The organism is Duganella sp. Root1480D1 (assembly GCF_001427305.1).
Classification (GTDB): domain Bacteria; phylum Pseudomonadota; class Gammaproteobacteria; order Burkholderiales; family Burkholderiaceae_D; genus Rugamonas.
Genome location: NZ_LMFZ01000023.1, coordinates 297,748 through 323,118, shown reverse-complemented (window position 1 = coordinate 323,118; position 25,371 = coordinate 297,748). Strand labels below are relative to the sequence as shown.

The window sequence follows — 25,371 nt, the reverse complement described above, 5'->3', positions numbered from 1 at the left end:
CAATTACTCTACACTAATCGTTTTCCTGCAGGAGAACGAATTGAAGAAGTCCATCATGGCCACCATTCTTGGCGCGGCCGCCTTCGCCGCCAACGCTGCGGCGCCTGCCGTCAAGGTCACCCAGGAAGAGGGCTTCGTCGATTTTGCATTTCCGGTGCAGAAGGTTGAGCAGTTACAGGATGGTACGCGCAGCGTGGCGGTGCATGGCAGCCTGGGTGGCCAGCCCGTGGGCTTTGCCGTCGAGTTCCACCCGAACTGGAAACGCAAGCAGATCGAAGGCAGTCAAGCTTCGGTCTATTGGGGGACCGGGCGTTTCATGAGCACCGGCGGCGATACCGATCGATTCATTGATGCACTGGCGCGCTTGTACGGAGTGGCCGGCGGTCTTCATCAGGCGAAAGCCAGTGTGGATGCCGAAGTGGTGGGGCTGGATGCTGATCCGGCGGCAATGGCGTCCGCGCCGACGAGGATGAAGTTCTTCTTCCAGGGCGACGGTTCGCAAGGCCAGTACAGCGAAGTCTTCATCAACGCGGACCTGAAGCGGGGCATCCTGTATTTCAACGAAAAAGACGTCGATTACAGGGCGCCCCTGGTCAGGAACCTGGCGAAATAATCAGAGCTGGCGCGCTTCGAAGGTGTTGCACTGGGCGATTTCGCCCGATTCGATGCCGCGGTTGAACCAGCGCACGCGCTGGGCCGAGCTGCCGTGGGTGAAGGAGTCCGGCATCACCTGGCCGCCGGCCTGCTTTTGCAACGCATCGTCGCCGATGGCGGTGGCGGCGTTCAGTGCCGCCTCCACGTCGCCTTTTTCGATAATGCTGCGGGCGCGGTTGGCGTGGAAGGCCCAGACGCCGGCGAAGCAGTCGGCTTGCAGTTCCAACCTTACCGACAGGGCATTGGCCTGGCGTTCGGAGGCGTTGCGCTGGGCATTATGCACCTTGTCGCTCAAGCCCATCAGGTTCTGCACATGGTGGCCGACTTCGTGCGCGACCACATAGGCTTGCGCAAATTCGCCCGGCGCGTGGAAGCGTTGTTCCAGCAGGCGGAAGAAATCGAGGTCGATGTAGATGTCCTGGTCGCCCGGGCAGTAGAACGGGCCGGTGGCGGAACGCCCGGCGCCGCACGCAGTCTGGATGGCACCGCTGAATACCTTCATCTTGGGCATCTGGTAGGTGCCGCCGTTGCGGCGGAACAAGTCGGTCCACACGTCTTCGGTATCGGCCAGTACCACCTTCATCAATTTGTATTCGCGGTCATTGGCTTCGGTGCGCGGGCGTTGTTGCTGCTGCTGGCTTACCTGGACCGGGCCGCCGCCGCCGCTCAGCAGGCCGAGGATGGTCATGGGGTTGACGCCCAGGACCCAGCCGCCGATCAGCGCCACCACGATCGTGCCGATACCGATCGACCGGCCGCCGAATCCGAATCCGCCGCCGCCGCCCCCGCCGCCATCGCCGCGGTGGTCTTCGACGTTATCGCTTTCCCGGTTACCTTCCCAACGCATTTTTTAACTCCTTGTTTATTTTCGCTAAGTGTAACGCATTGGTGCGCGGGGCAGGCGCACGTAGAATGCTGGGCATGAAGATTGAACGCAAAACCATGTTCGCGGCGCTGGCCGCCGTGATGTTCCTGGCAACGGCGGCGGGCGGCGCCTGGTATTACCAGCGGTTGCAGGAGCGCGGCAGCGTGCCGTGCGCGCAGCAGCCGCCCGCCCAATTCAGCCCCTATTGCCTGGCCCAGTCGCAGGCTGCGGCGGGACGCGGCGAGCGGGCTGCGATGGCGGCGCTGGTAGAGTATTTCGACAAGCGCCAGCCGGCCGAAGCGATCCGCTGGACCAGGGCGGCGGCGAAATTGGGCGAGCCGAAGGCGGTCAGCCGGGTGCTGTCTTCCTGCGGCGCGGCGGGACCATTCGCGGTGGAGGAGGCGCAAGCGCTGTTGCCGGCGGCGCCGGTGCTGGAAGCGCTGAATTTCCGTCTCGGCGGCGCTTGCGCGCCTGCGGATGTGGCGGCGGCACGCGCCGTAGTGCCGGCCGAACTGCTGGCGGCACCGGATGGCGCGGGGCTGTGCAAGGTTGCGGTGCGTTTTGGCATGCTGCGTTTGTCGCGCGAGGGAGCGCAACTGGACTCGCAGGCGGCACAGCAATTGCTGGCCGAATGCGAGCGCCGCCGGCAGGTGCCGGCCATTGTCCGCAAAGAGGCGGAAACGGTGCGGCAGATGCTGGCGCGTGAAATCAATCCGGTCCGCATCAGCGTTGATTGACCCAGATCGGCGCTGACCAGAGCTGTTTGCCGTCGTCTTGCGTAAGGCGTGCGTAATAGAAATGCGCGCCGGGCTGTGGCGTGAAGCCGTGCTGCATGCCGCGCACGCCTGCCATGGGTTTGACTTCGCCATGGCGGCCCGGCACGCCTTCCATGATGTCCAGCGCTGCAATGCCGCGGCCTGCGCTGCTGGCGTAATGCACTTGCAGCGTGAGCGGGCCGCTGTTGTCCATTTGGGCGCCCATCAGCGTGCCGTTGGCGGTCAGCGCGATGGCGGCCTGCTTGTCCATCGTCGCGAACACGCGGCGCGCGCGGATTGCTTCCAGCAGGGCCTCGACAGTCGGAGTTGTGCCGGCGGGCAGCAGGATGCCGGTGCGGTTGCTGTAGGAGGCGCCCCAGTTGGCGCAATGGTTGTCCTGGTCGCTGCTGAATGCCAGGCGGTAGCCGGCTTCCAGCAGCGTGGCGCAGGCATCTTCGTAGAAGCTGTGGCGCGGCTCGCCTTCGTCCAGGCGTTTGGAAAAGGCGTTGCTGTTCATGACTTCGCACAGCGCCATGACGGCGGCGCCGTCTTCACTGAAGGCCAGCGGCTCGCCGTTGAGCGGGAACTGCCTGGCGCCCGGATGGTTGAACTGGCCCAGCCAGCCTTGCTCCTTCATCAGCTTGTACAGCGCGGCGTAGTCGTTCTTTGGCGTGACCACGTCGGCAAAAGGTTCGCCGCTGGTGCTGCGTTCCCAGCCCAGCAGGGCAGGGCTGTTCAGGATATTGAGGTGTCCGCCTCCGCTGATGACGCCCCATTCCAGGCCGTACATCGCGACGAAGCCGGGGTGCCTGGCAGTATATTGCTCGGCATTCGCGATGCCCAGGCGGTACAACTGGCGGGCGGCCTGCGGATCGGCGTTCGGGTCGCTGCCTTCGCTGGCGTCGTACATGTGGTTGTGTTCTGAAGTGAGCAGGAATTGCAGGCCGTGTTGCTGGGCGAAGCGGTAGGCGTCTTCGGGGCCGAAATCGCCCGTGCGGGGCGCCTGGGCGCCGCGGCAATGGGCGGGATCGCCGCCGCCGTCACTGTGGTTGGTCTGGCTGTGGAGGTTGCCATACACGATATCGAAGTCCAGTCCGACAAGCTGCGCAGGCCCGCTCATGCCTGGTGCCGCCAACGCTGCTGCGGCGTGCTGCAATGGCGCCGGATGGCCAATCGCAATCGGGCGGCGCTGGCGGATATGGTCGGCTTGCAGGCGCAATTCGTAGATCCCGGCCGGCAGGGTAGCTGGGACGCGCCAGTCGACCATGGTGCTGCCGCTGCCGCCATGCAAGACGTGGCGTCCGCGCCACTTGCGGGCCAGGCTGCCGTCCGGATGGTGCAGTGCCAAAGTCCAGTTCACAGCTTGCGCCGCATGTGCACCGGGAAGTGTAAAGTGCACTATGAAAGTTCTGTTTTTTCCTGCTGCGGGTGGCTGGAATGCGGCCTCCAGCATGGCATCGAATTCGCGGTGCTCCAACACCGGCGCGGGTGGCGGGGGTTGCCGCCCGACTGGTGCGGCAGTGGCCGGCACAGCCAGGAAAAGTGTCGTGCAATGCATGCAGGCTAGGAAATTCCGGCAAGCCCGGGATGCCGGTAAGATGTGGAATCCATTTTTCATGATGAGCCCTCCTGTCGCGCTTTGGACCGGGGGGCGATGAATTGGTTCCGTTCAGGGCTGCTTTAATAGTATGCTGCTCAAATGCAAGACTTTTCTCAATGGATGAGGCGTAAGCTGCGTAGCCTGGCAAGCGGGCGGGTCGTGCTATGGATACTCGGCCTGTCGCTGGCAGCCGCGGTCGGCACTACCTTGTTTGCCACCACTTCCAACACGGTGGAGGAGGAGGCGCAGCGCCGTTTCGACAACCTGAACCGCGCGACCCAGTACAGTATCTCGGCGCGGGTGAAGGCTTATTCGGACGTGGTGCGTGGCCTGGCGGCGCTGTTCCAGACGTCCGACCATGTGACCCGCCTGCAATTCCGGCAATACGTCACCAGCCTGAACATCGGCAAGCATTATCCGGCCATCGAGGCAATCAACTATGCGCCGAACGTGGCGCAGTCGGAGCGCGATGCCTTCGTGGCCGCGGTGCGTGCCGATACCAGCCTGACGCCCGCCGGCTATCCAAAGTTCGACATCAAGCCACCCGGCATGCGCGAACAGTATTCGCCGCTGACCTACCTGGAGCCGATGGGCTTGCTGATGGAGAAGTTCGGCGTCGATATCACCGCCAATCCTGCGATCGGGCGCGCCATGCAGCTATCGCGCGACACGGGCGAAATCAGCGCTTCCGGCCAGCCGGTGCTGCTCAAGCAGCCGGTGCCCCATATCGGACTGGGCATGCGCCTGCCGGTGTACAAGCGCGGCATGCCGTTGGATGACGTGAGCAGCCGCCGCAGCAGCTTCATGGGCTCGGTGGGCATCGGCTTTTCGGTCTCCAAGCTGATCCAGGGCGCGATCGACGAGATGGCGGACCGCCAGGTGCACATGATCCTGTATTCGGACGCCTCCACCGATCCCGAAAAGCGCAACCTCACCATCGAGGCGGACGACCGTTTGCTGTTCAACGACAACGGCTCGATCGACAAGCCGGCGGCGCTGCCGGGCAATCCCGACGACTATTTCACCTCCGTGCTGCCGATCGACTTCAATGGCAGCCTGTGGAAGGCGCAGTTCTACGCCCGCAAGGACGCGATGATCGTCGGCTTCGACCGCTGGATTCCCTATCTCGCGCTGGTGACCGGCTTTGTCGGCACGCTGCTGATATACGGCTACCTGTTCACCATGTATTCCCAGCGCCGTAACGCGCTGGAGCAGCGCCGCCTGCTGGACAGCGTGCTCGATAACGTCGAGGCGCTCGTCTACATGAAGGACCAGGACCGGCGCTATGTCTATGTCAACGCCAAGATGGCGGAAGTGATCGGCTTGCCGGTGGAGGACATCATCGGCCGCCTGGACATCGAAGTCATGCAAAAGCGCGATGCGGACCAGGCCTGGCTCGAAGACGGCGTGGTGCTGGCCGATCGCCAGAAGCGCTCGGGCGAAGCCAGTTACACCGACCGCCACGGCGTGGTGCACCACCTGTGGACGGTGAAGGCTCCGGTGCGGCTGGAAAAGGATGTGACGGTGGTGATCGCGCTGTCGACCGATGTCACCGAGCTGCACATGCTGAAAGAGCAGGCGCGCGCGGCCAACCAGGCCAAGAGCGATTTCCTGTCCAATATGAGCCACGAAATCCGCACGCCGATGAATTCCGTGATCGGCATGGCGCACCTGGCCTTGAAGGGCGCCACCAGCCCGAAACAGAAGGACTACCTGCAAAAGATCTACCACTCGGGCCAGCACCTGCTGGGCATCATCAACGATATCCTCGATTTCTCCAAGATCGAGGCGGGCAAGCTGGACCTGGAAGTGCTGGACTTTGCGCTTGAATCGCTGCTGACCAATATCTCCGCCCAACTGGGCGATGCGGCCAGCCGCAAGGGGCTGGAACTGGTCTTCGAGATCTGGCCGGGACTGTCGCACCAGTTGCGCGGCGACCCGCTGCGGCTGGAGCAGGTGCTGCTGAACTTCACCAGCAATGCCATCAAGTTCTCGGAAAACAGCAAGATCTACATCCGCGCGCGGCCGGTCGAGGACCGCGACAACTATACCGTGGTGCGCTTCGAAGTGCAGGACAACGGCATCGGCATGACGCCGGCCCAGGTTTCCAGCCTGTTCCAGTCCTTCCACCAGGGCGATACCTCAACCACCCGCAAATACGGCGGTACCGGTCTGGGCCTGGTGATCAGCAAGCAGCTGGCGGAGCTGATGGGCGGCACGGTGGGTGTGGAGAGCGAGCCGGGCAAGGGCTCGACGTTCTGGTTCACGGCCAAGCTGCAGAAGGGCACCCACCTGCTGCAGGCCACGGACACCAACGCGCTGCAGCCGGACATGCTGGCGCCGATCCACGGCGCTTCGATCCTGCTGGTGGAAGACAATATCTTCAGCCAGCAGGTGGGCCAGGAATTGCTGGAAGATGCCGGCGCCACGGTGGTGGTGGCCAACAACGGCAAGGAAGCCATCGACCTGTTGCTGAAGGAGCACTTCGACTGCGTGCTGATGGACGTGCAGATGCCGGTAATGGATGGTTATGAAGCGACGCGCATCATCCGTGCGCATCCGAAATTGTCCGGTACCCTGATCATTGCCATGACGGCCAATGCCGGCCGCGAAGACCAGGCGCGCTGCCTGGCTGCCGGCATGGACGAATTCGTGACCAAGCCGATTGCGCCGAACCTGCTGTTCTCCGTGCTGTCCAAGTGGATGAGCCAGCGCGCGGCGGAAGCCCACCTGGCCCAGGTGCGCAGCACCACCACGCCGGGCCAGCCGCTGCCCGAGCCTGCGCCGGCGCCGATGCCGGCGTCAACGCCCGCGCCGGCGCCGGCATCCGGGCTGGAAACCGAGGCGGATGCCGCCGGCGGCGAGGCCGAACTGTTCGACATGCGCGCATTGGCCCAGACCTTCGGCAACAAGCCCGAGAAGATGCGCAAGTATGCCAATATGTTCCTCGATTCGGCGCAGGATGGCCTGCGCGAAGTGCAGGTGGCGCTGGAGGCTGGCGATGTCGTGCGCCTGTCCGAATTGGGCCACCGCATCAAGTCTTCCGCCCGCGCGGTAGGCGCCATGAGCTTTGCCGACCTGTGCCTGGCGTTGGAAAAAATGACGCCGGCCGATGGCATCGACCGCGCGCGCTCCATCGTCAGCCAGATGCAGCCTTTGCTGGACCGCCTGCGCGAGCATATTGCGCAAGAAATGAACGTCAATATTCCCGGATAGCCGGCTTTGCGGCGATAATGGCAATCTACGCTATTTCGCTGCTTTTACATGGCTCAAAGCATCCAACCCGGACTCCTTATTTTGCACGGCAACCAGCTCGAAGAGTTGCGCAGCGCCGTGTTCCAGTGGCTGCGCGGCCAGCCGCTGGAGCCGTTGGAGCAGGAAATCTTCCTGGTGCAGTCGAATGGCGTGGCTGAATGGCTGAAAATCGCGTTGGCCGAGGAGACCGGTCTGTGCGGCGCCACCCGCGTTGCGCTGCCGGCGCGGCTGTTGTGGGAAATTTACCGCGGCATGCTGGGCCATGCGCGGGTGCCGCCGATTTCCGCCTTCGACAAGGGACCGTTGACCTGGCGCCTGATGCGCCTGTTGCCGCAACTGCTGGAGCTGGAGGCCTTTGCGCCGCTGCGCCATTTCCTGCGCGATGGCGACCCCGAACGCCGCCTGCAGCTGGCCGAGCGCCTGGCCGACTTATTCGACCAATATCAGGTGTACCGCGCCGACTGGCTGCAAGACTGGGCTGACGGCCGCGACCAATTGCGCAATGCGCGCGGCGAAGCGCTGCCGCTGGCGCCGGACCAGCGCTGGCAAGCCGAGTTGTGGCGCGCGATCGCGGCCAGCGTGCCGGAGGAGGAACGCGGACTGGGACGTGCCAGCGTGCACGCCGCCTTCGTGCAGGCAGTGCAGCGCGGCGATGCGCCGCTGGGGCGCCTGCCGCGCCGCATCGTGCTGTTCGGCGTCTCGGCGCTGCCATACCAGACCTTGCAGGCCATGGCCTCGCTGGCGCGCTTCACCCAGGTGGTGATCGCAGTGCCGAATCCTTGCCGCTACTACTGGGGCGACATCATCGAAGGCCGCGACCTGCTGCGCGCCGCCCGCCACCGCCACGCGGCGCGCAAGGCCATCGACCTGTCGGCGGTGCCGCTGGAGGCGCTGCACGCGCACAGCCATCCGCTGCTGGCGAGCTGGGGCCGCCAGGGCCGCGACTATATCCGCATGCTGGATGAATTTGACACTGCCAGCGACCTGGACGGGCGTGATGACAAGCTGCGGGTGGACCTGTTCAGCGACGAGGCAGGAGAGACGCTGCTGGCGCAGGTGCAGGCTGCCGTGCGCGACATGCTGCCGTTGGCCGAGCATCCCCACGTGCCGCCCGGGGACAGCGACCGTTCGATCGAATTCCATGTGGCGCACAGCGTGCAGCGCGAAGTCGAAATCCTGCACGACCAGTTGCTGGCCATGTTTGCCGCCGAGCCGTCGCTGCGCCCGCGCGAGGTGGTGGTGATGGTGCCGGACATTGATGTTTTCACCGCCTCGATCCGCGCCGTGTTCGGCCAGCACCGGCGCCATGACCCGCGCTTCATCCCGCACGAGATCGGCGACGTCAACGACCGCAGCGTCAATCCGCTGCTGGTGGCGCTGGAATGGCTGCTGCGCCTGCCGCAGCAGCGCTGCCGGCAGAGCGAGGTACGCGACCTGCTGGACGTACCGGCCCTGGCGCGCCGTTTCGGCCTGGCCGAAGACGATTTGCCGACGCTGGGCCAGTGGATCGAAGGGGCCGGCGTGCGCTGGGGCCTGGATGCCCGGCACCGGGCTGGCCTGGGCCTGGCGCCGGCCGGCGAGCAGAATGCCTGGATATTCGGCGTGCGGCGCATGCTGCTTGGCTATGCGGCCGGCAACGGCGACGCCTTCGTCGGCATCGAACCGTATTCGGAAGTAGGCGGTCTGGATGCCGCCCTGGCCGGCTCGCTGGCACAATTGATCGAAGCCTTGCTGGTCTGGCGCGAGCGCCTTGGTGCGGTGCGCCGTCCTGCCGATTGGGCCGAGCAGGCGCGCCTGCTGCTGGCAGGCTTCTTCAGCGACCGTGACGAGGCCGACCGCCTGACGCTGGCGCGCCTGGACGGCGCGCTGGATAAATGGCTGGAGACGTGCGAAGACGCCGGCTTTGACGAAGAAGTGCCGCTGGCGACCTTGCGCGAAGCCTGGATGGGCGGCCTCGACGAACCATCGCTGGAGCACCAGTTCGTGTCAGGCGGCGTCACCTTCTGCACCCTGATGCCGATGCGCGCCGTGCCATTTCGCGTGGTGTGCCTGCTCGGCATGAACGATGGCGACTTCCCGCGCCGTGCCAGCCGTGCCGACTTCGACCTGCTGGCCCTGCCCGGCATGGCGCGCCCCGGCGACCGCTCGCGCCGCGACGATGACCGTTACCTGATGCTGGAGGCGGTGCTGGCGGCGCGCGACAAGCTGTATGTGAGCTGGGTCGGCCGCAATGTGCGCGACAACAGCGAGCAGCCGCCATCGGTGCTGGTGGCGCAGTTGTGCGAGTACCTGCGCGCCGGCTGGAACCTGGATCTCGCCGCCCGCACCACCTTGCATGCCCTGCAGCCGTTCAGCCGCGCCTACTTCGAGCGCGGCGGCCTGCTGACCTATGCCGGCGAATGGCGCGCGGCGCATGATGCCGGCGGCGTCGACGCCAGCGTGGCGGCATTGCCGCCATACGAGGTGGAGGAGAGCTTCCGCTTGCGGCTGTCCACGCTGGCAGGCTTCCTGCGCCAGCCGGTGCGGCATTTCTTCCGCCAGCGCCTTGGCGTCTACTTTGCCGAGTCGGCGACGGTGGGCGAGGATGAAGAGCCATTCCAGCTCGATGGCCTGCAGCGCTACACCCTGGAAGACGCGATGCTGGCGGACAGCGGCGGGATCGAGGCTGGGAGCGACGTGCGCGCCGGCCTGCAGCAGCGCGGCCAGCGCTTGCGACGCCAGGGCGTGCTGCCGATCGGCTTGATCGGCGACCGCGTGCTCGAGGAATTGGTGGAAGAACTGGTGCCGGTGCGGACCGCCTGGCTGTCGCTGCGCGGCACTTACCGCGATGAGGCGCCCAAACTGGCTATCCACCTGGAGTTCGACGGCCTGCTGCTGGAGGACTGGATCGACCAGTTGCACCGTGCCGAGGGGGCGACGGTCTGGCTGCTGCAAATGTCCTCGCGCGTATGCGACAAGTCCGGCGCGCCGCGCGGCGAAAAACTGATACCGATGTGGCTGCGCCAGCTGGCGGCGGCAGCCCAGGGGCACGAGGTCACCGGCTTCCTGGTCGCGCGCGATGCCATCGTCATCATGGAGCCGCTTGAGCAACAGGCCGCGCTTGCAGCATTGACCCGTATTGTCGAACTGTGGCGAGCGGGCATGGACCGGCCGCTGCCCGCTGCCTGCAAGACCGGGCTCGCCCTGGTGCTGGACGGCGACCCGCGCAGCGTCTACGACGGCGGCTTTGAGCTGTCCGGCGAAAACGAAGACCCGTGCCTGGCCCGCCTGTGGCCGGACTTTGCCGGGTTGGCCGCGCAGCCGGGCTTCGCGGAGCAAAGCCGCGCGCTGTACCAGCCGCTGGCGGACTGGTTGGCGCAGTCGGTGGCGGTGCAGCCGATTGAAGGCGGGGGGGAGGGCGAGCAATGAGCATCGCACTGGACCCGCTCGACTTTCCGCTGCATGGCTCGCGCCTGATCGAAGCCAGCGCCGGTACCGGCAAGACCTGGACCATCGCGGCCTTGTATGTGCGCCTGGTGCTGGGCCATGGCGGCGCCAACGCCTATCGCCGGCCGCTGATGCCGAACGAAATCCTGGTGATGACCTTCACCCGTGCGGCCACCCGCGAACTGTCCAACCGCGTGCGCGAACGGCTGGTGGAGGCGGCGGCCTACTTCCGCGCCGAAACGCCGCTGGTCCGCGATGCTTACCTGGACGCACTGCTGGAGGAATTGCCCGACCACGTGGCGTGCCAGCAGGCCGCCTATCGCTTGCAGCTGGCCGCCGAAACGATGGACGAGGCAGCAATCTTCACCATCGACGCCTGGTGCCAGCGCATGCTGCGTGAACATGCCTTCGACAGCGGCAACCTGTTCGATGAAGAATTGCTGAGCGACGAGGCGGCACTCTACGAAGATGCGGTACACGACTACTGGCGCCAGCACGTCTACCCGCTGGGCGAGCAGGCCTTGCGCGTGCTGCTCTCCGCCTGCCGCGACGTGTCGGTGCTGGGCCGCAGCGTGCGTGAGCTGGCGCGCCGGCCCGATGCCGCCGCGCTGGCCAGCCGGGAGCCGCTGGGGTCGATGATCGGCCGCGTGCAACAAGAGCAGCAAACCGCGCTGGCGGGCCTCAAGCAAGGCTGGGCCGAACGTGCCGACCGCATGGAAAGCTGGATCGCGGCCCAGCGCGAAGCCAATCCCAAATGCTTCAACGGCACCAAGATGCGTGCCGACTCGCTGGCCAGGTGGTTTGCCGCCCTGCGCGACTGGGCCGGCGACCCTGCTCTGGCCGAGCCCGAAATGAACGCCACGCCGTGGATGCGCCTGACCTCGGCCGGCCTGGTCGATGCCTGCGCCAAAGGCTTCGCTCCCGACATTCCGGCCGACTTTGAAGAAGTCGCGCCGCTGCGGCGCGCGCTGGACGCGATCGAACCGCTGCGCCACCACGTCTTGCGCCATGCTGCGGCCACGATTGCCGCGCGCATGCAGGAATTGAAGCGCCAGCAGCGCCTGTTCGGCTTTGCCGACATGCTGGAGCGCCTGCGCAGCGCGCTGGAAGGCGCCAACGGGGCGGCGCTGCGCCAGCGTATCGTGACCCAGTTTCCGGTGGCGATGGTCGATGAATTCCAGGACACGGCGCCAAGCCAGTACCGCATCTTCAACCTGCTTTACCAGGTTGCCGCCAACGACCCCGGCCTTGGGCTGTTCCTGATCGGCGACCCGAAGCAGTCGATTTACGGTTTCCGCGGCGCCGACATCCACAGCTACCTCGATGCGCGGCGCGCCACCGAAGGCCGCCATTACCAGCTTGGTACCAACTTCCGCTCCACGGCGCAAATCGTGGCTGCGGTCAACCAGGTCTTCCTGCATGCGGAAGGCGTGGCCGGACAGGGTGGCTTTGCGCGCGGCGCCTTCCGCTTCCGCACCGAACAAGGCAACCCGCTGCCGTTCGACGCGGTGGGTGCGCGCGGCCGGGCGGAGCGGCTGGTTGGCCCGGCAGGCGACATCCAGGCCCTGACGGCCGGCTGCACGCTGGAACAGTTGGGGGCCGACGCCTACCGCGAATACTTTGCCGAGCAGTGCGCCGAACATATCGCCTGCCTGCTCAACGATGCTGCGACAGGCTTCCAGGGCAGCGCTGGCTTCACCCGCCTGCAGCCGGCCGATATCGCCATCCTGGTGCGCGACCGCCGTGAAGCGGCCGCCGTGCGCAGGTCGCTGCAGCGCCGCCTGGTGCCCAGCGTCTACCTGTCCGACAAGGACTCGGTGCTGTCCAGCGACGAGGCGGCGGATATGCTGCGCTGGCTGTCGGCGGTGGCCAACCCGCTCGATGGCCAATTGGCGCGGACCGCATTCGCCACCCGTACCGCCAACCTGCCGCTGGCCGAGCTGGCGCAGTTTTCGGCCGACGAACTGGCCTGGGAGCGCCGTGTCGAGCAGCTCAAGGAATTGCATCTGGTGTGGCAGCGCCAGGGCGTGCTGGCCATGCTGCGCCGCTTCATCCACGACCTTGGCCTGCCGGCGCAACTGCTGGCACGGCCGGGCGGCGAACGCAGTCTGACCAACCTGCTGCACCTGGCCGAGCTGCTGCAGCAGGCCGGCCGCCAACTGGAAGGCGAGCAAGCACTGATCCGCTGGCTGGCGGAGCAGATCGACGAAGAGACGGATGGCGGCGACGAACGCGTGCTGCGGCTGGAATCGGATGCGGAACTGGTCAAGGTCGTCACGGTGCACAAGTCGAAAGGCCTGGAGTATCCGCTGGTCTACCTGCCGTTTGCCGTCACCGTGCGCAAGGTCGACAAGCGCAACCGCACCTTCTTCGAATACACCGATGCCGACGGCGAGCGCCGCCTCGACATGCGCCTGTCCGATGAAGGCCAGGAGGCCGCCGAAGCTGCCCGCATCGAGGAAGACCTGCGCCTGCTGTATGTGGCGTTGACGCGCGCCCGGCATTTCCTGTGGCTGGGTGTTGCTGCGCTGCCGGCGCGCAAGAAAGACGAAAACACCCTGCACGATTCGGCCCTGGGCTATCTGCTGACCGGCGGTGCGCCGCTGCCATCCGGGCAATTGCTGGAGAGCTGGCAGCAGTTGCGGGCCGGCTGCGACGCCATTTCCATCGCCTTGCTGGAACCGTCCGTGCCGGTAACCCGGCTGGCGCGCGCAGTTGAGCGCCCGCCGCTGGAGGCGCCGCTGGCCTATCAAGGCAATTTCGAGCGCGACTGGTCGGTCGGCAGCTTCACCTCGCTGGCAAGGCGCAGCGGCGGCGAAGCGCTGCCTGCGCCCATGCACGCCTCGCAAGAGACGCTGCTCGAAGGCGAAGAGGAGGGCGCGCTGCTGCGCATCGAAGACACGGCCTGGCACCGTTTCCCGCGCGGTTCCGTTCCCGGCAACTTCCTGCATGACCAGCTTGAATCGCTGGCGCGCGACGGCTTTGCCTCGATCCACCAGGAGCACTTTGCCGAGCGCGCCGCACGCCAGATCAAGCGCGCCGGCTGGGGCCATCGGGAAGCCGACACCCTGGAATGGCTGCAAGTGATCGCCACCACCGAGCTGCCGCCCCTGGGCTGCGCGCTGGACGCCATCGTGCAGCTGCTGCCGGAGATGGAATTCTGGTTCCCGAGCGAGCGCCTGGACACCGGAAAGCTGGACCGCCTGTGCCGCCAGCACCTGCTGGACGGCATTGCGCGCCCCGGCCTGCCGCAGCGCGAGCTGCACGGCATGCTGAAAGGCTTCTGCGACCTGGTGTTCGAATACGGGGGGCGCTACTGGGTGCTGGACTACAAATCGAATGCGCTGGGCGGCGGCGATGCGGCGTATCACAAGGCTGCGCTGGCGCACGGCATGGCCGCCCACCGCTACGATGTTCAGGGCGCGATCTACATGCTGGCCCTGCATCGCCTGCTGCGCACGCGCCTGGGCGATGCCTACGACCCGGCCGCGCAACTGGGCGGCGCAATCTTCTATTTCCTGCGCGGCGTCGGGAATGCGCAGACGCGCGGCTGCTACCTGCTGCCGCCGGATGCGGAACTGCTGGATGGACTGGACGGGCTTTGCCAATGAGTTTTTACGAACATAACGACATGCTGGCCGAAGGCGGCATGCTGCGCCGTCTGGGACCGGTGTTTGCGCGATTTGTCGCCTCCCTGGCGCCGGCAGGCAGCGCGGCGGGCGGCACCCCGCTGGCCCTGGCCTGCCTGCTGCTGTCCGAGCTCGAAGGCCGCGGCCACAGTTGCCTGCACCTGTCGGCGCTGGCCGGCAACCCGTCCTCCATGCTGGGCTGGAGCGAGGAAGACTGGCAGGGACTGTGCGCAGAAGCGGGGGAATTGCCGCAAGGGCTGGCGGGCTGGCACGAATTCCTGCAGGCCTGTCCCCAGGTCCTGCGCTGGCCGGGCGACGCCGATCAGGGCCAACCCCTGGTGCTGGCCGGCGGCCGGCTGTACCTGCGCCGCTACTGGTCCGACGAAAACACCGTGGCCGATGCCGTGCGTGCCCGGACCGAACCGGAAAAATGGGGACGTACCCCATTTTCTGAGGAAAATGGGGTACGTCCCCATTTTTCCGAGCCGGCGCTGGTGCGCCAATGGCTGGATCGCTTGTTTACGCACGCCACGCGCGAGGGTGGTGCCGACTGGCAGAAGATTGCCTGCGCGGTCGCCACGCGCGGCGGCCTGGCGGTCATTACCGGCGGCCCGGGCACCGGCAAAACCTATACCGTGGCGCGCCTGCTGGCATTGCTGTTTGCGGTCGCAGGAGAGCATGCCGGGCAACTGCGCGTCGCGCTGGCCGCGCCGACCGGCAAAGCTGCGGCCCGCCTGAAGCAAGCCATCGACGGCGCGCTGGAAGACCTGGAACAAAGCCTGGCAGGCGCCTTGCCGCTGCGCGAGCTGGCGCAGCGCATGGGCGGGGCCCGCACCCTGCATTCGCTGCTGGGGGCGCGTCCGGACACCCGCGCTTTCCGCCACAACGCCGCTAACCCGCTCGACGTGGACGTGCTGATCGTGGACGAAGCTTCGATGGTGCACCTGGAAATGATGGCAGCTCTGCTGGACGCCTTGCCGCAAGGCGCACGCCTGATCCTGTTGGGCGACAAGGACCAGCTGGCGTCGGTGGAAGCGGGCTCGGTGCTGGGCGACTTGTGCCACGATGCCCAAGCCGGCGGCTACGGTGCCGCCACGGCGGCCTTTGTGCAGGCTGCCTCCGGCCAGGACATCCCGCCTGAGTTCCTCGGCAATGGCGGCGCGCTGGCGCAGCAAACCGTGATGCTGCGCCAAAGCCGCCGCTTCGGCGGCCCGATCGGCCAGTTGGCCATTGCCGTCAACAATGGCGATGCCGAAGCTGCACGCGCCGTGCTGCGTTCCGACAGCGCAGGGCAACTGCACTGGAACGAAGCGGCGCAGCAGGAAGACATGCTGCGCCTGGCGCTCGAGGGCTACCGGCCTTTTCTGCAAATGATCCGGCAGGGCGCCGCTGCGGCGGGCCATGATGCCTGGGCGGCCAGCGTGCTGGCAGCTTTCGAAGGGTTCCGCCTGTTGTGCGCCGTGCGCGAGGGGGAATGGGGCGTTGCGGGGCTGAACGACAGCATTGCGCAGCGCCTGGAAGAACACGATTTGTTGAAGCGGCGCGGCGACTGGTATGTGGGCCGCCCGGTCATGGTCACGCGCAACGACTACGCAACGGGCGTGTACAACGGCGACATCGGCCTGGTGCTGCCCGATCCGGAGCGTTCTGGTTCGCTGCGCGTGTATTTCTCGGATGGCGGCCAGGTGCGCAGCGTGCTGGCGACCCGTTTGCGCAACGTGGAAACCGCCTTCGCCATGACGGTGCACAAATCGCAGGGTTCGGAGTTCAGCCACACCGTGCTGGTGTTGCCGCGCGAGGCCTCCAGCGTGCTGGCGCGTGAGCTGGTGTACACCGGCATCACGCGTGCCCGCCAGCGCTTCACTTTGTTGACGCCCAATCCCGGCGTGCTGCCCGAGGCGATCCGGCGCCGCACGGAACGCACCAGCGGCTTACGCAGCTTGCTCGCCTGAGCCGTCGACCGCCTGAAGGTCGGCGTGGATCGCCTGCAGCACCGCGTCCAGCACCGGGGCAAGCTGCGCCAGTTCCGCTGCCGCATCGCCGCCGGCACGCAATGCGTTGAACACGCCAGCCGCGACGCGGCGCAATCCTTCCATGCCCCATTGTGCCGAAAGCCCGGCCAGCGTATGGGCCATCCGCTGCGCCCGCTGGCGATCACCCATCGCGCATGCATCGCCAATCGCCACGTGCAGGGCGGCCTGGCCCTGCAGGAACTGGCCAAGCATCTTGCGCAATTGGGCGCGGTTGCCGTGCATGCGCGCCAGTGCGCCTGCCATGTCGGCGCCGAGCGCGCTCAGGGCGGGGAAGGCTGCCTGCGCCGCCGCTTGCGCTTCGGCGCAGGCCACGGCACCCGGCAGCGGATGCCGGAACAGGACGGTAAACACGAAGCGGTTGCCTTCGGCCGGGTCGCTCTCGAGCAGCAGGTGGCCGCCCATCATGGCTGCCAGTTGGCGCGCCACCGAGAGGCCGAGGCCGGCCGCCGAATCGCCCGGCCCGACCGGCTCATAGAGCTGGACTGCCGCGTCGCGCGCCGCGCCGGTGTCGCGTACTTCCCAGCGCAGCACGGTGCCATCTTCGCTGCCGGCATCTTCCTGCCGCAGCAGCAGCTGCACTTTGCCGCGCTCCGTGAACTTGATCGAATGCGCCAGCAGGTGCTGCAGCAGCTGCTGCAGGCGCGCTGCGTCGCCCACCAGTTCCTCAGGCAGCGCCGCCTCCACCGAGCATTCGAGCTGCAGTCCTTTGGCCTGCGCTGCCGCCTGCCACTCCGCGCACGCCTGTTCGGCCGCCTGGCGCACGCCGAACACGCATTCCTCCATGTGGAACTTGCCGGCCTCGATGCGCGAGAAATCGAGAATGTCGTTGAACATCGCCATCAGGCTCGCTGCCGCGCCATCGACCTGTTCAAGATAGCTGCGCTGGCGCGCATCGAGCGGCCCGCGCAGGGCCAGTTCGGTCAGGCCGATGATGGCATTCAGCGGCGTGCGGATTTCGTGGCCCATATTGGCCAGGAAGGCGCTCTTGCTGCGATTGGCGTGCTCCGCCGCCTCGTGGGCCGCCGCTATCGCCCGCTCGGCCTGGCGCAGTTCGGTCACGTCGATGCCGAAGCTGAGCATGGCGATGGCGCCGTCTTCCAGTGCGCTGTGGTGCCAGGCGATGCGGCGTTCGTCGCCCGAGGCGGTATGCAGCAGGTGTTCGTGCCCGGCCGGCATGGCGCGGAACTGTTCCGGATGCCCGCCTTCCGGCCATTGGGATACGGCCGACATGGGCAGCAGCGGCAGGTCGCGCCAGACGCGCCCCAGCACGCTGTCGCGGCTGCAGCCGGTGACCTGGGCTGCGGTTTCATTGAAGATCAGGACCTCGCCGTCGTGCCCAAGCCCCAGCACCAGCATGTCGGCGCTGTTCAACAGGCGCTCCAGCAGCTGGCGCGTGCAGCGCAGCTTGCGATCCGCTTCGTCGCGCGCGGCCGCGGCAGTGGCCAGGCTCTCCTGCAATGCATGCAGGGATGACAGCAGTTCGCCGGTTTCGTCGTCGAAGGGCTGCGGGGCCGGCGAGCCCAGGTCGCCGCTGCGTATCCGTTGGGCGATTGCCAGCGCCTGCGCCAGCGGCCGCGTCATGCTGCGGCTGATCAGCCATGCCATGCCGGTCGCCAGCGCCAGGGAGCCGCCCAGGATGGCCAGCAGCAGCAAGCTGTCGGCCTGGATGCGGTCGGACGCCTGGCCTTCGGTAAAGCGCGCGCGGCTGGCCGCCAGGCTGACCAGGTCATCCACCACTTGCCGGTGCAATTCGTAATGGCGCTGCATCTTCGCCAGCGCATGGTCGGCGCGCGGCCGGTCGCCCAGCTCCAGCGCAGGCACCAGTTGGCCGAAGGCTTCGTTGTAGAAGGCGCTGGCCTGTATGTTCGCTTGCTTGAGCGCTTCGGCCAAGCTGCCGTCAAGCGCGCGGCCTTGCCAGTAGTGCACGCGCGCCACCTGCTGCGCGTGCAGCGTGCGCAGGCGCTGCGCCAGCTGCTCGCGTTCGACCTGGCTGCTTGCCGCGGCCAATTGCTGTGCGATCAGGAAGGACTCGATGATATACAGCGGCGGCGGCAGCACGTCCGCAATCAGGTCCTTGCCCTGCACCACGTCCCCATACAACGGGCCATTGACGCGCAATGCATCGAGGGTACGGAAGGACCAGAAGCCGTACAGCAGGAAGCCGCCGGCAAAGATCCCGACGAGGATCGCCAGGCGGCGCGCGAAGCGCAGGTTGCGCAACAGGTCCATGGTGCCTCTCGGCAGCGAACCCCGTCCGGAGTGTTACATGCGGCGGCGACGGCGTTCCGTTGTGCGCAGGGCTTTCTTGCGCGGGCTCGATGCTTTCATCACTTTGGGAGCGTCGTCGCCCGCCAGCAGGCGGCGGATGTTCAGCGCGTCCATCAGGCGCGCCGAATTGCCCCCGGCGTTGAGCAGCACCAGGGTTGCTGCGCGGCCGGCTTCCGTGATGCGCATGATCAGGCAGCGGCCCGCTTCTTCGGTATAGCCGGTCTTGGACAGGCCGATATCCCAGCCCTTGGCGCCGACCAGGCGGTTGGTGTTGTGGTACTGCACCATGCGCCCCTTCATATTGATCACTTCCTCGGTATCGGTCGTGATGCGGCGGATCTCAGGATACTGGGCAGCGGCCGCAGCCATTTTCACCAGGTCGGCCGCGTTCGATGTATTGTTAGGCGACAGGCCGGTCGGTTCGTCGATCTGGGTGCTGGTCATGCCAAGCTGCTTGATCTTGGCGTGCACGGCCGCGGTAAAGGCAGCCGGGCCGCCGGGGAAGGTGCGGGCCAGCGCGGCGGCTGCACGGTTATCGGACGACATCAGCGCCAGTTGCAGCACGTCGCCGCGCGAAATGGTGGCGCCGACCGGCACGCGCGAGGTGCTGTGCTTGAGCGTATCGACATCGTCCTTGTCGATGCTGATCTGCTCGTCCATATCAAGCTTGGAGTCGAGCACGACCATTGCAGTCATCAATTTAGTCAGGGAGGCGATCGGAACAACGGCGGTGGCGTTCTTCTCGACCAGCACTTTGCCAGTCTCATCCTCGACGACAAGCACGGATTGCGAGCCCAGAGGCACGGCAAACGCGGCTGCGGAGATCGACATCAGCAGGGCTGCGGTTATTTTCTTGAACATGGTTGGTGTGAAGCGTTCGTTCGGGGCGGAATATTGCTGGATTAGGGGCAATATTCTAAATATGGACAATATCACTAACGGGTTAACTCGTCCAGCAAACGTCAATCATGCGCAACTGAACAATAAAATCCAAAGCGTGCGGCACATGCAGCGGGAATGCTGGTATTGTTATTCGATAATATTTCCTTCTTGAAATTTGCCATGTTGGTAATTGAGAGAATTGCAAAATATCCCTTGCGCGCCTGGGCGGTAGTCACGCTGCTGGCCGTGGCGGCGGCCCTGCTGGCGGGCAGCAGCTACCGCGCCAGGATGGAACAAGGCCGGCTGGAATTATTGAATATCGATGTCCAGCGCGATGCCATTGCCGCCATGTCATTAACCCTGGACAGTAATTTGATGGGGGCGATATCCCTGCTCGGATTGATTGAACCGGATATCAAAAAGGAAAGCACGGGGCCAATTCCAGCAAACCAGCCGAATATATCGGCCTTATTGGAAAACGTTGGCCGGGCCCAGCATATCCAGGGTTTATTTGTGGTGGGCCGGGACGGCTTCGTCAAATCTTCCTGGGACGATAGCGGAAAACCGTCCACCGGCATCGATGTGCGCTTCCGGCCTTATTACAAGGAAGCCATGGCCGGGCGGAACAATATCTACGCCGCCATCAGCCTGGCGCGCGGCGACCATGCCTTGTATTTTGCCGCGCCGGTCTACGCCGGCATGGCGCGCCGCGGCGATCCGGTCGGCGTGGTAGTGGCGCGCACCGATATGGAAAAACTGGAGCGCCTGCTGGCGCGCAGCGGCCAGGCCGCCATCCTGCTGTCGCCGCAAGGCGTGGTGTTCGCCAGCAGCCGGCGCGAATGGCGCGGCATGCTGGCGGGCGAGGTGACGCCGGCCCGGGTGGCCGAAATCCGCGCCGTGCGCCAGTTCGGCAAGCTGTTCGATGAGAAGGCGCCGCGCACGCTGCCGCTTGGCCTGGTGCCCGGCATGGTGCAGGGCGAAGGGCGGCATTATGCCGTGGCATCGGCAGTCGTGGACTGGAACGATCCATCCGGCAGCTGGAAGCTGGTGGTGCTGGAAGACCTGGGCCAGAGCGTGCCGGTGGGGACCGGCGTGCCTGCCGCATCCATGGCGGCTGCCGTCGTGGTCCTGCTTGGCGCGGCCGGCATGCGCGCCGTGCGCAGCCAGGCCGCCCAGCAGCGCGCCCACCTCGAACTCGAACGCGTGGCGCAGGAGCAGGCGCTGCGCGCCGAACGCAAGATGCAGCTGGCCCAGGTGGCGCTGCAGATGCAGCAGGCGCCGGACCGCCATGCCCGCCTCACCGCCTTCCTTGACCAATGCCATCAACTGTTTGGCGCCATGCAGGGCAGTATCTACGCCGCCGATGCCGATGGGCTGGCACTGGCCGCCAGCTATGCCAGCAGCGTGCCGCCGGAGCGCCTGGCGCTGGGCGAAGGCTTGCTGGGCCAATGTGCGCTGGAGCGCAAGGCCCGCATCGTCGATGCCGGCGGCGCCAACGCCGCATGGAGCATCCGTTCCGGGCTTGGCAGCGCGGCGCCGGGTGCCTTGTTGCTGGCGCCAGTCCAGTTAAGCGGCCGCCTGTTGGGAGCAGTGGAGCTGGCGCTGCCGCAAATGCCGGAAGCGGCGGCCCACGAACAATTCCTGGCAGCGCTCGACCTGCTGGCAATTAATATGACTGAGTAGGGAGGAAGCGTGTCGCGCTTACTGACTCGACTTGAAAAACTGGGCCTGACGTGGAAACTCGCGCTGGGCTTTGGCGGCAGCCTGTTGATCACGCTGGCGTTCGGGCTGCACAACGTCACCACCCAGTCCCGCATGCACGACGAAATCCTCGGCATTTACAAAAACGACCTGCTTGGCATTTCCGACGCCAAGGATGCGCTGATCCAGTTCGTCCAGCGCGGCCGGGCCTTGCAGCAAGCCTTGCTGGCGCGCGACAAGGCAAGCCGCGATTATGCGCTGTCCTTGATCGAAGAAGCCCAGCGCAGGCAAGACCGGGCGCTGGAAGAACTGCGCCCGCGCATTATCCGCGAAGAGAACCGCAAGAACCTGGCCGAGTTCGAAACCGCCTACGCCGACTATCACCTGCGCGTCGACGACGCAGTGCGCCTGCTGCGCGCTGGGCAGGCGGAACAGGCGCTGGCCGTGGTGGCGGATCCGGCATTCCAGGAGCACGCGCTCCGTGCCAACAATGCCTTGACGCGCATTGCCGAAATCAAGGAAGACAGCGCGCGCCACCAGATCGAGGAAATGCAGGCCCTGTCGCGCTACGAAAAGCAGCTCACCTACGGCTTGCTGGGACTGAGCCTGGTGCTGGGCATCCTGTTCAGCTACCTGGTGGGCCGTTCGGTGCGGCTGCCTACCGACCGGCTGCGCAACGCCGTGCAGCAACTGGCGAAAGGCAAACTCAGTGCCGAAGTGCCGCTGACCGATTTCCCCAACGAGATGGGCAGCCTGGCGCGCTCGATCAAGGTGCTGCAGGAAGAAGCGTGCAAGATGGAAGCGCAGCGCTGGCTCAAGACCCACCTGGCGGCAATCGGCAACGACCTGCAATCGGCGGAAAGCGCCGAGGACCTGGCCACACGCACGCTGGCGGCACTGGCGCCGCTGGTGCAAGCTGGCCACGCGGCTTTCTACCGGCATGAAGCGGAGGTGGGCAGCCTGTCGCTGCTGGCCGGCTATGCGATGCGAGGCAGGTCGGCGGCGCAGCAAGGCTTCCTGCTCGGCGAAGGATTGGTGGGGCAGTGCGCGGCGCAAGGCAATCCGATCGTCATGCGCCAGGCGCCGGCGGGTTATGTGCGCATTGGTTCCGCGCTGGGCGAGGCCGACCCCGCCAGCATTGCCATCGTGCCGGTGCAGCGCAATGAACGCCTGCTGGGCGTGCTGGAACTTGCTACGCTGGAGCCTTACGGCGACCAGGCCCAGTCGCTGCTCGATGGTGCGCTGCCGGTGATCGCCATGAATATGGAAATCCTGGAACGCAACGAGCGCACGCGGCTGCTGGAAGAGCGCAGCCGCCTGGTGCTGGGCGCCGTCAGCGACGGCATTGTCGGCCTGGACCTGGGCGGCAGGATCACCTTCGTCAACCCTGCCGCACCGGCCTTGCTGGGTTACGGCGAAGGGGAGCTGGTTGGCGCCGAATGGCAGCAGGATGGCGAGCAATTGAAGCGCAAGGACGGCAGCACCTTCCCGGTCGACTATGCGGACCGGCCAATGTACAAGGATGGCGCCCAGGTCGGTTCGGTGGTGGTGTTCCGCGACATTACGGAGCGCAAGGTGCTGGAAGAACAAATCAAGCGCAGCAATTTCCTGGGCGATATCGCGCTGGAGATGACCGATTGCGGATACTGGGTGGTGGACTACAGCGATCCCGATTACTACACGCAGTCCGAGCGCGCGGCGCGCCTGCTGGGCGAGCCGCCACGGCCCGATGGCCGCTACCACCTGCAGGACGAATGGTTTGCGCGCGTTGTGGAAGCCGATCCCGAAGGTGCTTTGCGCGTGGCGGCCCGGGTGCAGGGCGCGCTCGATGGCAGCTACGACAAGTTCGACGCGGTATATGCCTACAAGCGCCCATTGGACGGCCGCGTCATCTGGCTGCACGCGGTCGGTACCGTGGTGCGCGACGAGGAAGACGGCAGGGCGCGTTTCATGTATGGCGTGTACCAGGACATCACCGCCCAAAAGGCCGCCGAGGACGAGCTGCGCATCGCCAAGGAGCAGGCGCAGGCTGCAACGCGCGCCAAGAGCGACTTCCTGGCCAATATGAGCCATGAAATCCGCACGCCGATGAACGCCATCATCGGCATGTCGCACCTGGCCTTGCAGACCAACCTCGATAAACGTCAGCGCAACTATGTCGAGAAGGTGCAGCGCGCCGGCGAGAACCTGCTTGGCATCATTAACGACATCCTCGACTTCTCGAAGATCGAGGCCGGCAAGATGACGGTGGAACAGGTCGAATTCGACCTCGACGACGTGCTCGATAACCTGGCCAACCTGATCGGCTTCAAGGCCGAGGACAAGGGCCTTGAATTGCTGTTCCAGGTGGCGCCGGAACTGCCGAGCGGGCTGGTTGGCGATCCGCTGCGCATTGGCCAGGTACTGGTCAACCTTGCCAATAACGCGGTCAAGTTCACCGACAGCGGCGAAGTGGTGGTCGGCATCGAGCAAGCGACCCGGGACGAGCAAGGCATCGAGCTGCACTTCTGGGTGCGCGATTCCGGCATCGGCATGAGCGCAGCGCAAAGCGCCAAACTGTTCCAGTCCTTCAGCCAGGCCGATGCCTCCACCACCCGCAAGTACGGCGGCACCGGCTTGGGCCTGGTGATCTGCAAGAACCTGCTGGAGCTGATGGGCGGGCGCATCTGGGTCGAGAGCGCGGAAGGCCAGGGTTCCACCTTCCACTTCACGGCGCGTTTCGGGCTGCAGGCCAATCCGAAACCGCGCCGCATGTTCCGCGCCGACGAGCTGCTTGGCGTGCGCGTGCTGGTGGTGGACGACAATGCCTCGGCGCGCGAGATCCTGTCCACCGTCGCGCGCTCCTTCGGGCTGGAAGTCGACGTGGCGCTGAGCGGCGCCCAGGCCCTGGACATGGCGGCACGCTCGGAGCAGCAGGCCATGCCATATGACCTGATCCTGATGGATTGGAAAATGCCTTCGATGGACGGGGTTGAAACGGTGCGTCGCCTGCAATCGGGACAGGCCGGCAGGCTGCCGGCCGTCATCATGGTGACCGCCTATGGCCGCGAAGAAGCCCTGACCAGCGCCGAGGAACGGCGGGTCCAGCTCAAGTCCGTGCTGACCAAGCCGGTGACGCCGTCGGCCTTGCTGGAAGCGGTCGGCGAGGCGCTCGGCAAGGGCGTGCTGGCCGAAGGCCGCCGCGCGGCGGAGCGCGACATGCATCATGGCGAAATCATGGCGCGGCTGTCGGGTACGCGCGTGCTGCTGGTGGAAGACAATGAGATGAACCAGGAACTGGCGATCGACCTGCTGGGCAAGGCAGGCATCGAAGCCGTGCTGGCAGGCCACGGGCAGGAGGCGCTGGACATCCTGGCGCAAGACACCCGTTTCGACGGCATCCTGATGGACTGCCAGATGCCGGTGATGGATGGCTTCCAGGCTTCGCGCGCGATTCGCGCCAATCCAGCTTTCGACAGGTTGCCGATCATCGCGATGACAGCCAACGCCATGGCCGGTGACCGCGAAAAGGTGCTGGCCTGCGGCATGCAGGACCATATCGCCAAGCCGGTCAACGTGGCTGAAATGTATGCCACGCTGGCACGCTGGCTGCGGCCGGCGCCGGGCGAGGGCCAGGCCGGCACGCAAGCCGCACCCGGCCCACGCGCGCTTTCCAGCGGCGCCGCTGCGGGCAAGACTGCGCCGCTTCCGGCGCTGCCGATGGTCGACGTGCGGGCAGGGCTCGCAACTTCCATGGGCGACGAAAAGCTGTACCGCCGCCTGCTGGTCAAGTTCCGCGACGGCCAGCAGGATTTTGCCGCCATGTTCGTGCAAGCCCTGATGGGCGGCGATGCCACGGCTCCCGAGCGCCTGGCGCATACCTTGAAGGGCGTGGCCGGCAATATCGGTGCGCGCAGCGTGCAGGAGGCCGCGCAGGCCCTGGAACAGGCTTGCCAGCAAAGCGCGGCACGCGAAGAACTGGAACGCCTGCTGGCGATGGTGCTGGTGGAGCTGGACCCGCTGCTGGCAGCCTTGCGCGCAGTCGACGCGGAGACGCGCGGCGCGGCCTTGCACCCGGCGCTGGTGCCTGTCGTGGCCGCACCGGCGGCGGCAATGGCCGCGGCGCCACCGCTCGAACGCCTGCGCCACCTGCTGGCCGACAGCGATTCGCAGGCTGCCGACCTGTGGGAGGCCGAACTGTCGCAGTTCAAAGCCGCCTTGCCCGATCACTGGCGACGTATAGCGAGCGGAATTGGTAACCTGGACCTTGAAGCCGCGCTGGCGGCGCTGGACGAAGCAATGGCAAGCCTGGAGGGAAAGTGAG

The 25,371-nt window shown here is 66.0% G+C and carries 12 protein-coding genes; 8 read left to right on the top strand and 4 right to left on the bottom strand.

Going from position 1 to position 25,371, the window contains the following annotated elements; translation table 11 throughout:
• Positions 1-40: 40 nt before the first annotated feature.
• Positions 41-613: a hypothetical protein gene (locus tag ASD58_RS19550; protein ID WP_057262878.1), complete on the top strand. Its 573-nt coding sequence runs from the start codon at positions 41-43 to the stop codon at positions 611-613.
• On the opposite strand, the gene ASD58_RS19545 is transcribed toward ASD58_RS19550, so the two are convergent.
• Complete coding sequence (locus ASD58_RS19545) at positions 614-1,501, bottom strand: neutral zinc metallopeptidase (RefSeq protein ID WP_057262877.1); 888 nt, start codon at positions 1,499-1,501, stop codon at positions 614-616.
• A 74-nt stretch (positions 1,502-1,575) separates the two neighbouring features.
• Between ASD58_RS19545 and ASD58_RS19540 the strand changes: the two genes are divergently transcribed.
• Positions 1,576-2,256 carry a hypothetical protein gene (locus tag ASD58_RS19540; protein WP_156401376.1) on the top strand — a complete coding sequence of 227 codons (681 nt, stop codon included), beginning with the start codon at positions 1,576-1,578 and terminating at the stop codon, positions 2,254-2,256.
• Here the strand turns inward: ASD58_RS19540 and ASD58_RS19535 are convergent.
• Positions 2,243-3,634, bottom strand: coding sequence for a CehA/McbA family metallohydrolase (locus ASD58_RS19535; protein ID WP_229210027.1), 1,392 nt, complete (start codon positions 3,632-3,634; stop codon positions 2,243-2,245). The genes ASD58_RS19540 and ASD58_RS19535 overlap by 14 nt on opposite strands.
• Before the next feature lie 360 nt (positions 3,635-3,994).
• Between ASD58_RS19535 and ASD58_RS19530 the strand changes: the two genes are divergently transcribed.
• Genes ASD58_RS19530 through recD form a run of 4 tightly spaced genes read left to right on the top strand, consistent with a single transcriptional unit; the run spans position 3,995 to position 16,136 of the window.
• Positions 3,995-7,090, top strand: a complete 3,096-nt coding sequence (locus tag ASD58_RS19530; protein WP_057262875.1) for a CHASE domain-containing protein — start codon at positions 3,995-3,997, stop codon at positions 7,088-7,090.
• A 48-nt stretch (positions 7,091-7,138) separates the two neighbouring features.
• Positions 7,139-10,537, top strand: coding sequence for an exodeoxyribonuclease V subunit gamma (gene recC, locus ASD58_RS19525; protein WP_057262874.1), 3,399 nt, complete (start codon positions 7,139-7,141; stop codon positions 10,535-10,537).
• Positions 10,534-14,166 carry an exodeoxyribonuclease V subunit beta gene (recB, locus tag ASD58_RS19520; protein WP_057262873.1) on the top strand — a complete coding sequence of 1,211 codons (3,633 nt, stop codon included), beginning with the start codon at positions 10,534-10,536 and terminating at the stop codon, positions 14,164-14,166. The genes recC and recB overlap by 4 nt, the downstream gene beginning before the upstream one ends.
• Positions 14,163-16,136, top strand: coding sequence for an exodeoxyribonuclease V subunit alpha (gene recD, locus ASD58_RS19515; RefSeq protein ID WP_057262872.1), 1,974 nt, complete (start codon positions 14,163-14,165; stop codon positions 16,134-16,136). The genes recB and recD overlap by 4 nt, the downstream gene beginning before the upstream one ends.
• On the opposite strand, the gene ASD58_RS19510 is transcribed toward recD, so the two are convergent.
• Together ASD58_RS19510 and ASD58_RS19505 are read right to left on the bottom strand one after the other, a co-directional pair.
• Positions 16,116-18,446 carry a histidine kinase dimerization/phospho-acceptor domain-containing protein gene (locus ASD58_RS19510; RefSeq protein ID WP_057262871.1) on the bottom strand — a complete coding sequence of 777 codons (2,331 nt, stop codon included), beginning with the start codon at positions 18,444-18,446 and terminating at the stop codon, positions 16,116-16,118. The two genes, recD and ASD58_RS19510, sit on opposite strands and share 21 nt — an antisense overlap.
• Positions 18,447-18,479: 33 nt before the next feature.
• Positions 18,480-19,346 carry a serine hydrolase gene (locus ASD58_RS19505; protein ID WP_057262870.1) on the bottom strand — a complete coding sequence of 289 codons (867 nt, stop codon included), beginning with the start codon at positions 19,344-19,346 and terminating at the stop codon, positions 18,480-18,482.
• A 201-nt stretch (positions 19,347-19,547) separates the two neighbouring features.
• Here ASD58_RS19505 and ASD58_RS19500 point away from each other — a divergent pair, with 201 nt between their 5' ends.
• Positions 19,548-21,050, top strand: coding sequence for a cache domain-containing protein (locus ASD58_RS19500; RefSeq protein WP_162253037.1), 1,503 nt, complete (start codon positions 19,548-19,550; stop codon positions 21,048-21,050).
• Between the two features lie 9 nt (positions 21,051-21,059).
• Positions 21,060-25,370, top strand: coding sequence for a response regulator (locus ASD58_RS19495; protein WP_057262868.1), 4,311 nt, complete (start codon positions 21,060-21,062; stop codon positions 25,368-25,370).
• The last annotated feature ends 1 nt before the right edge of the window (position 25,371 follow it).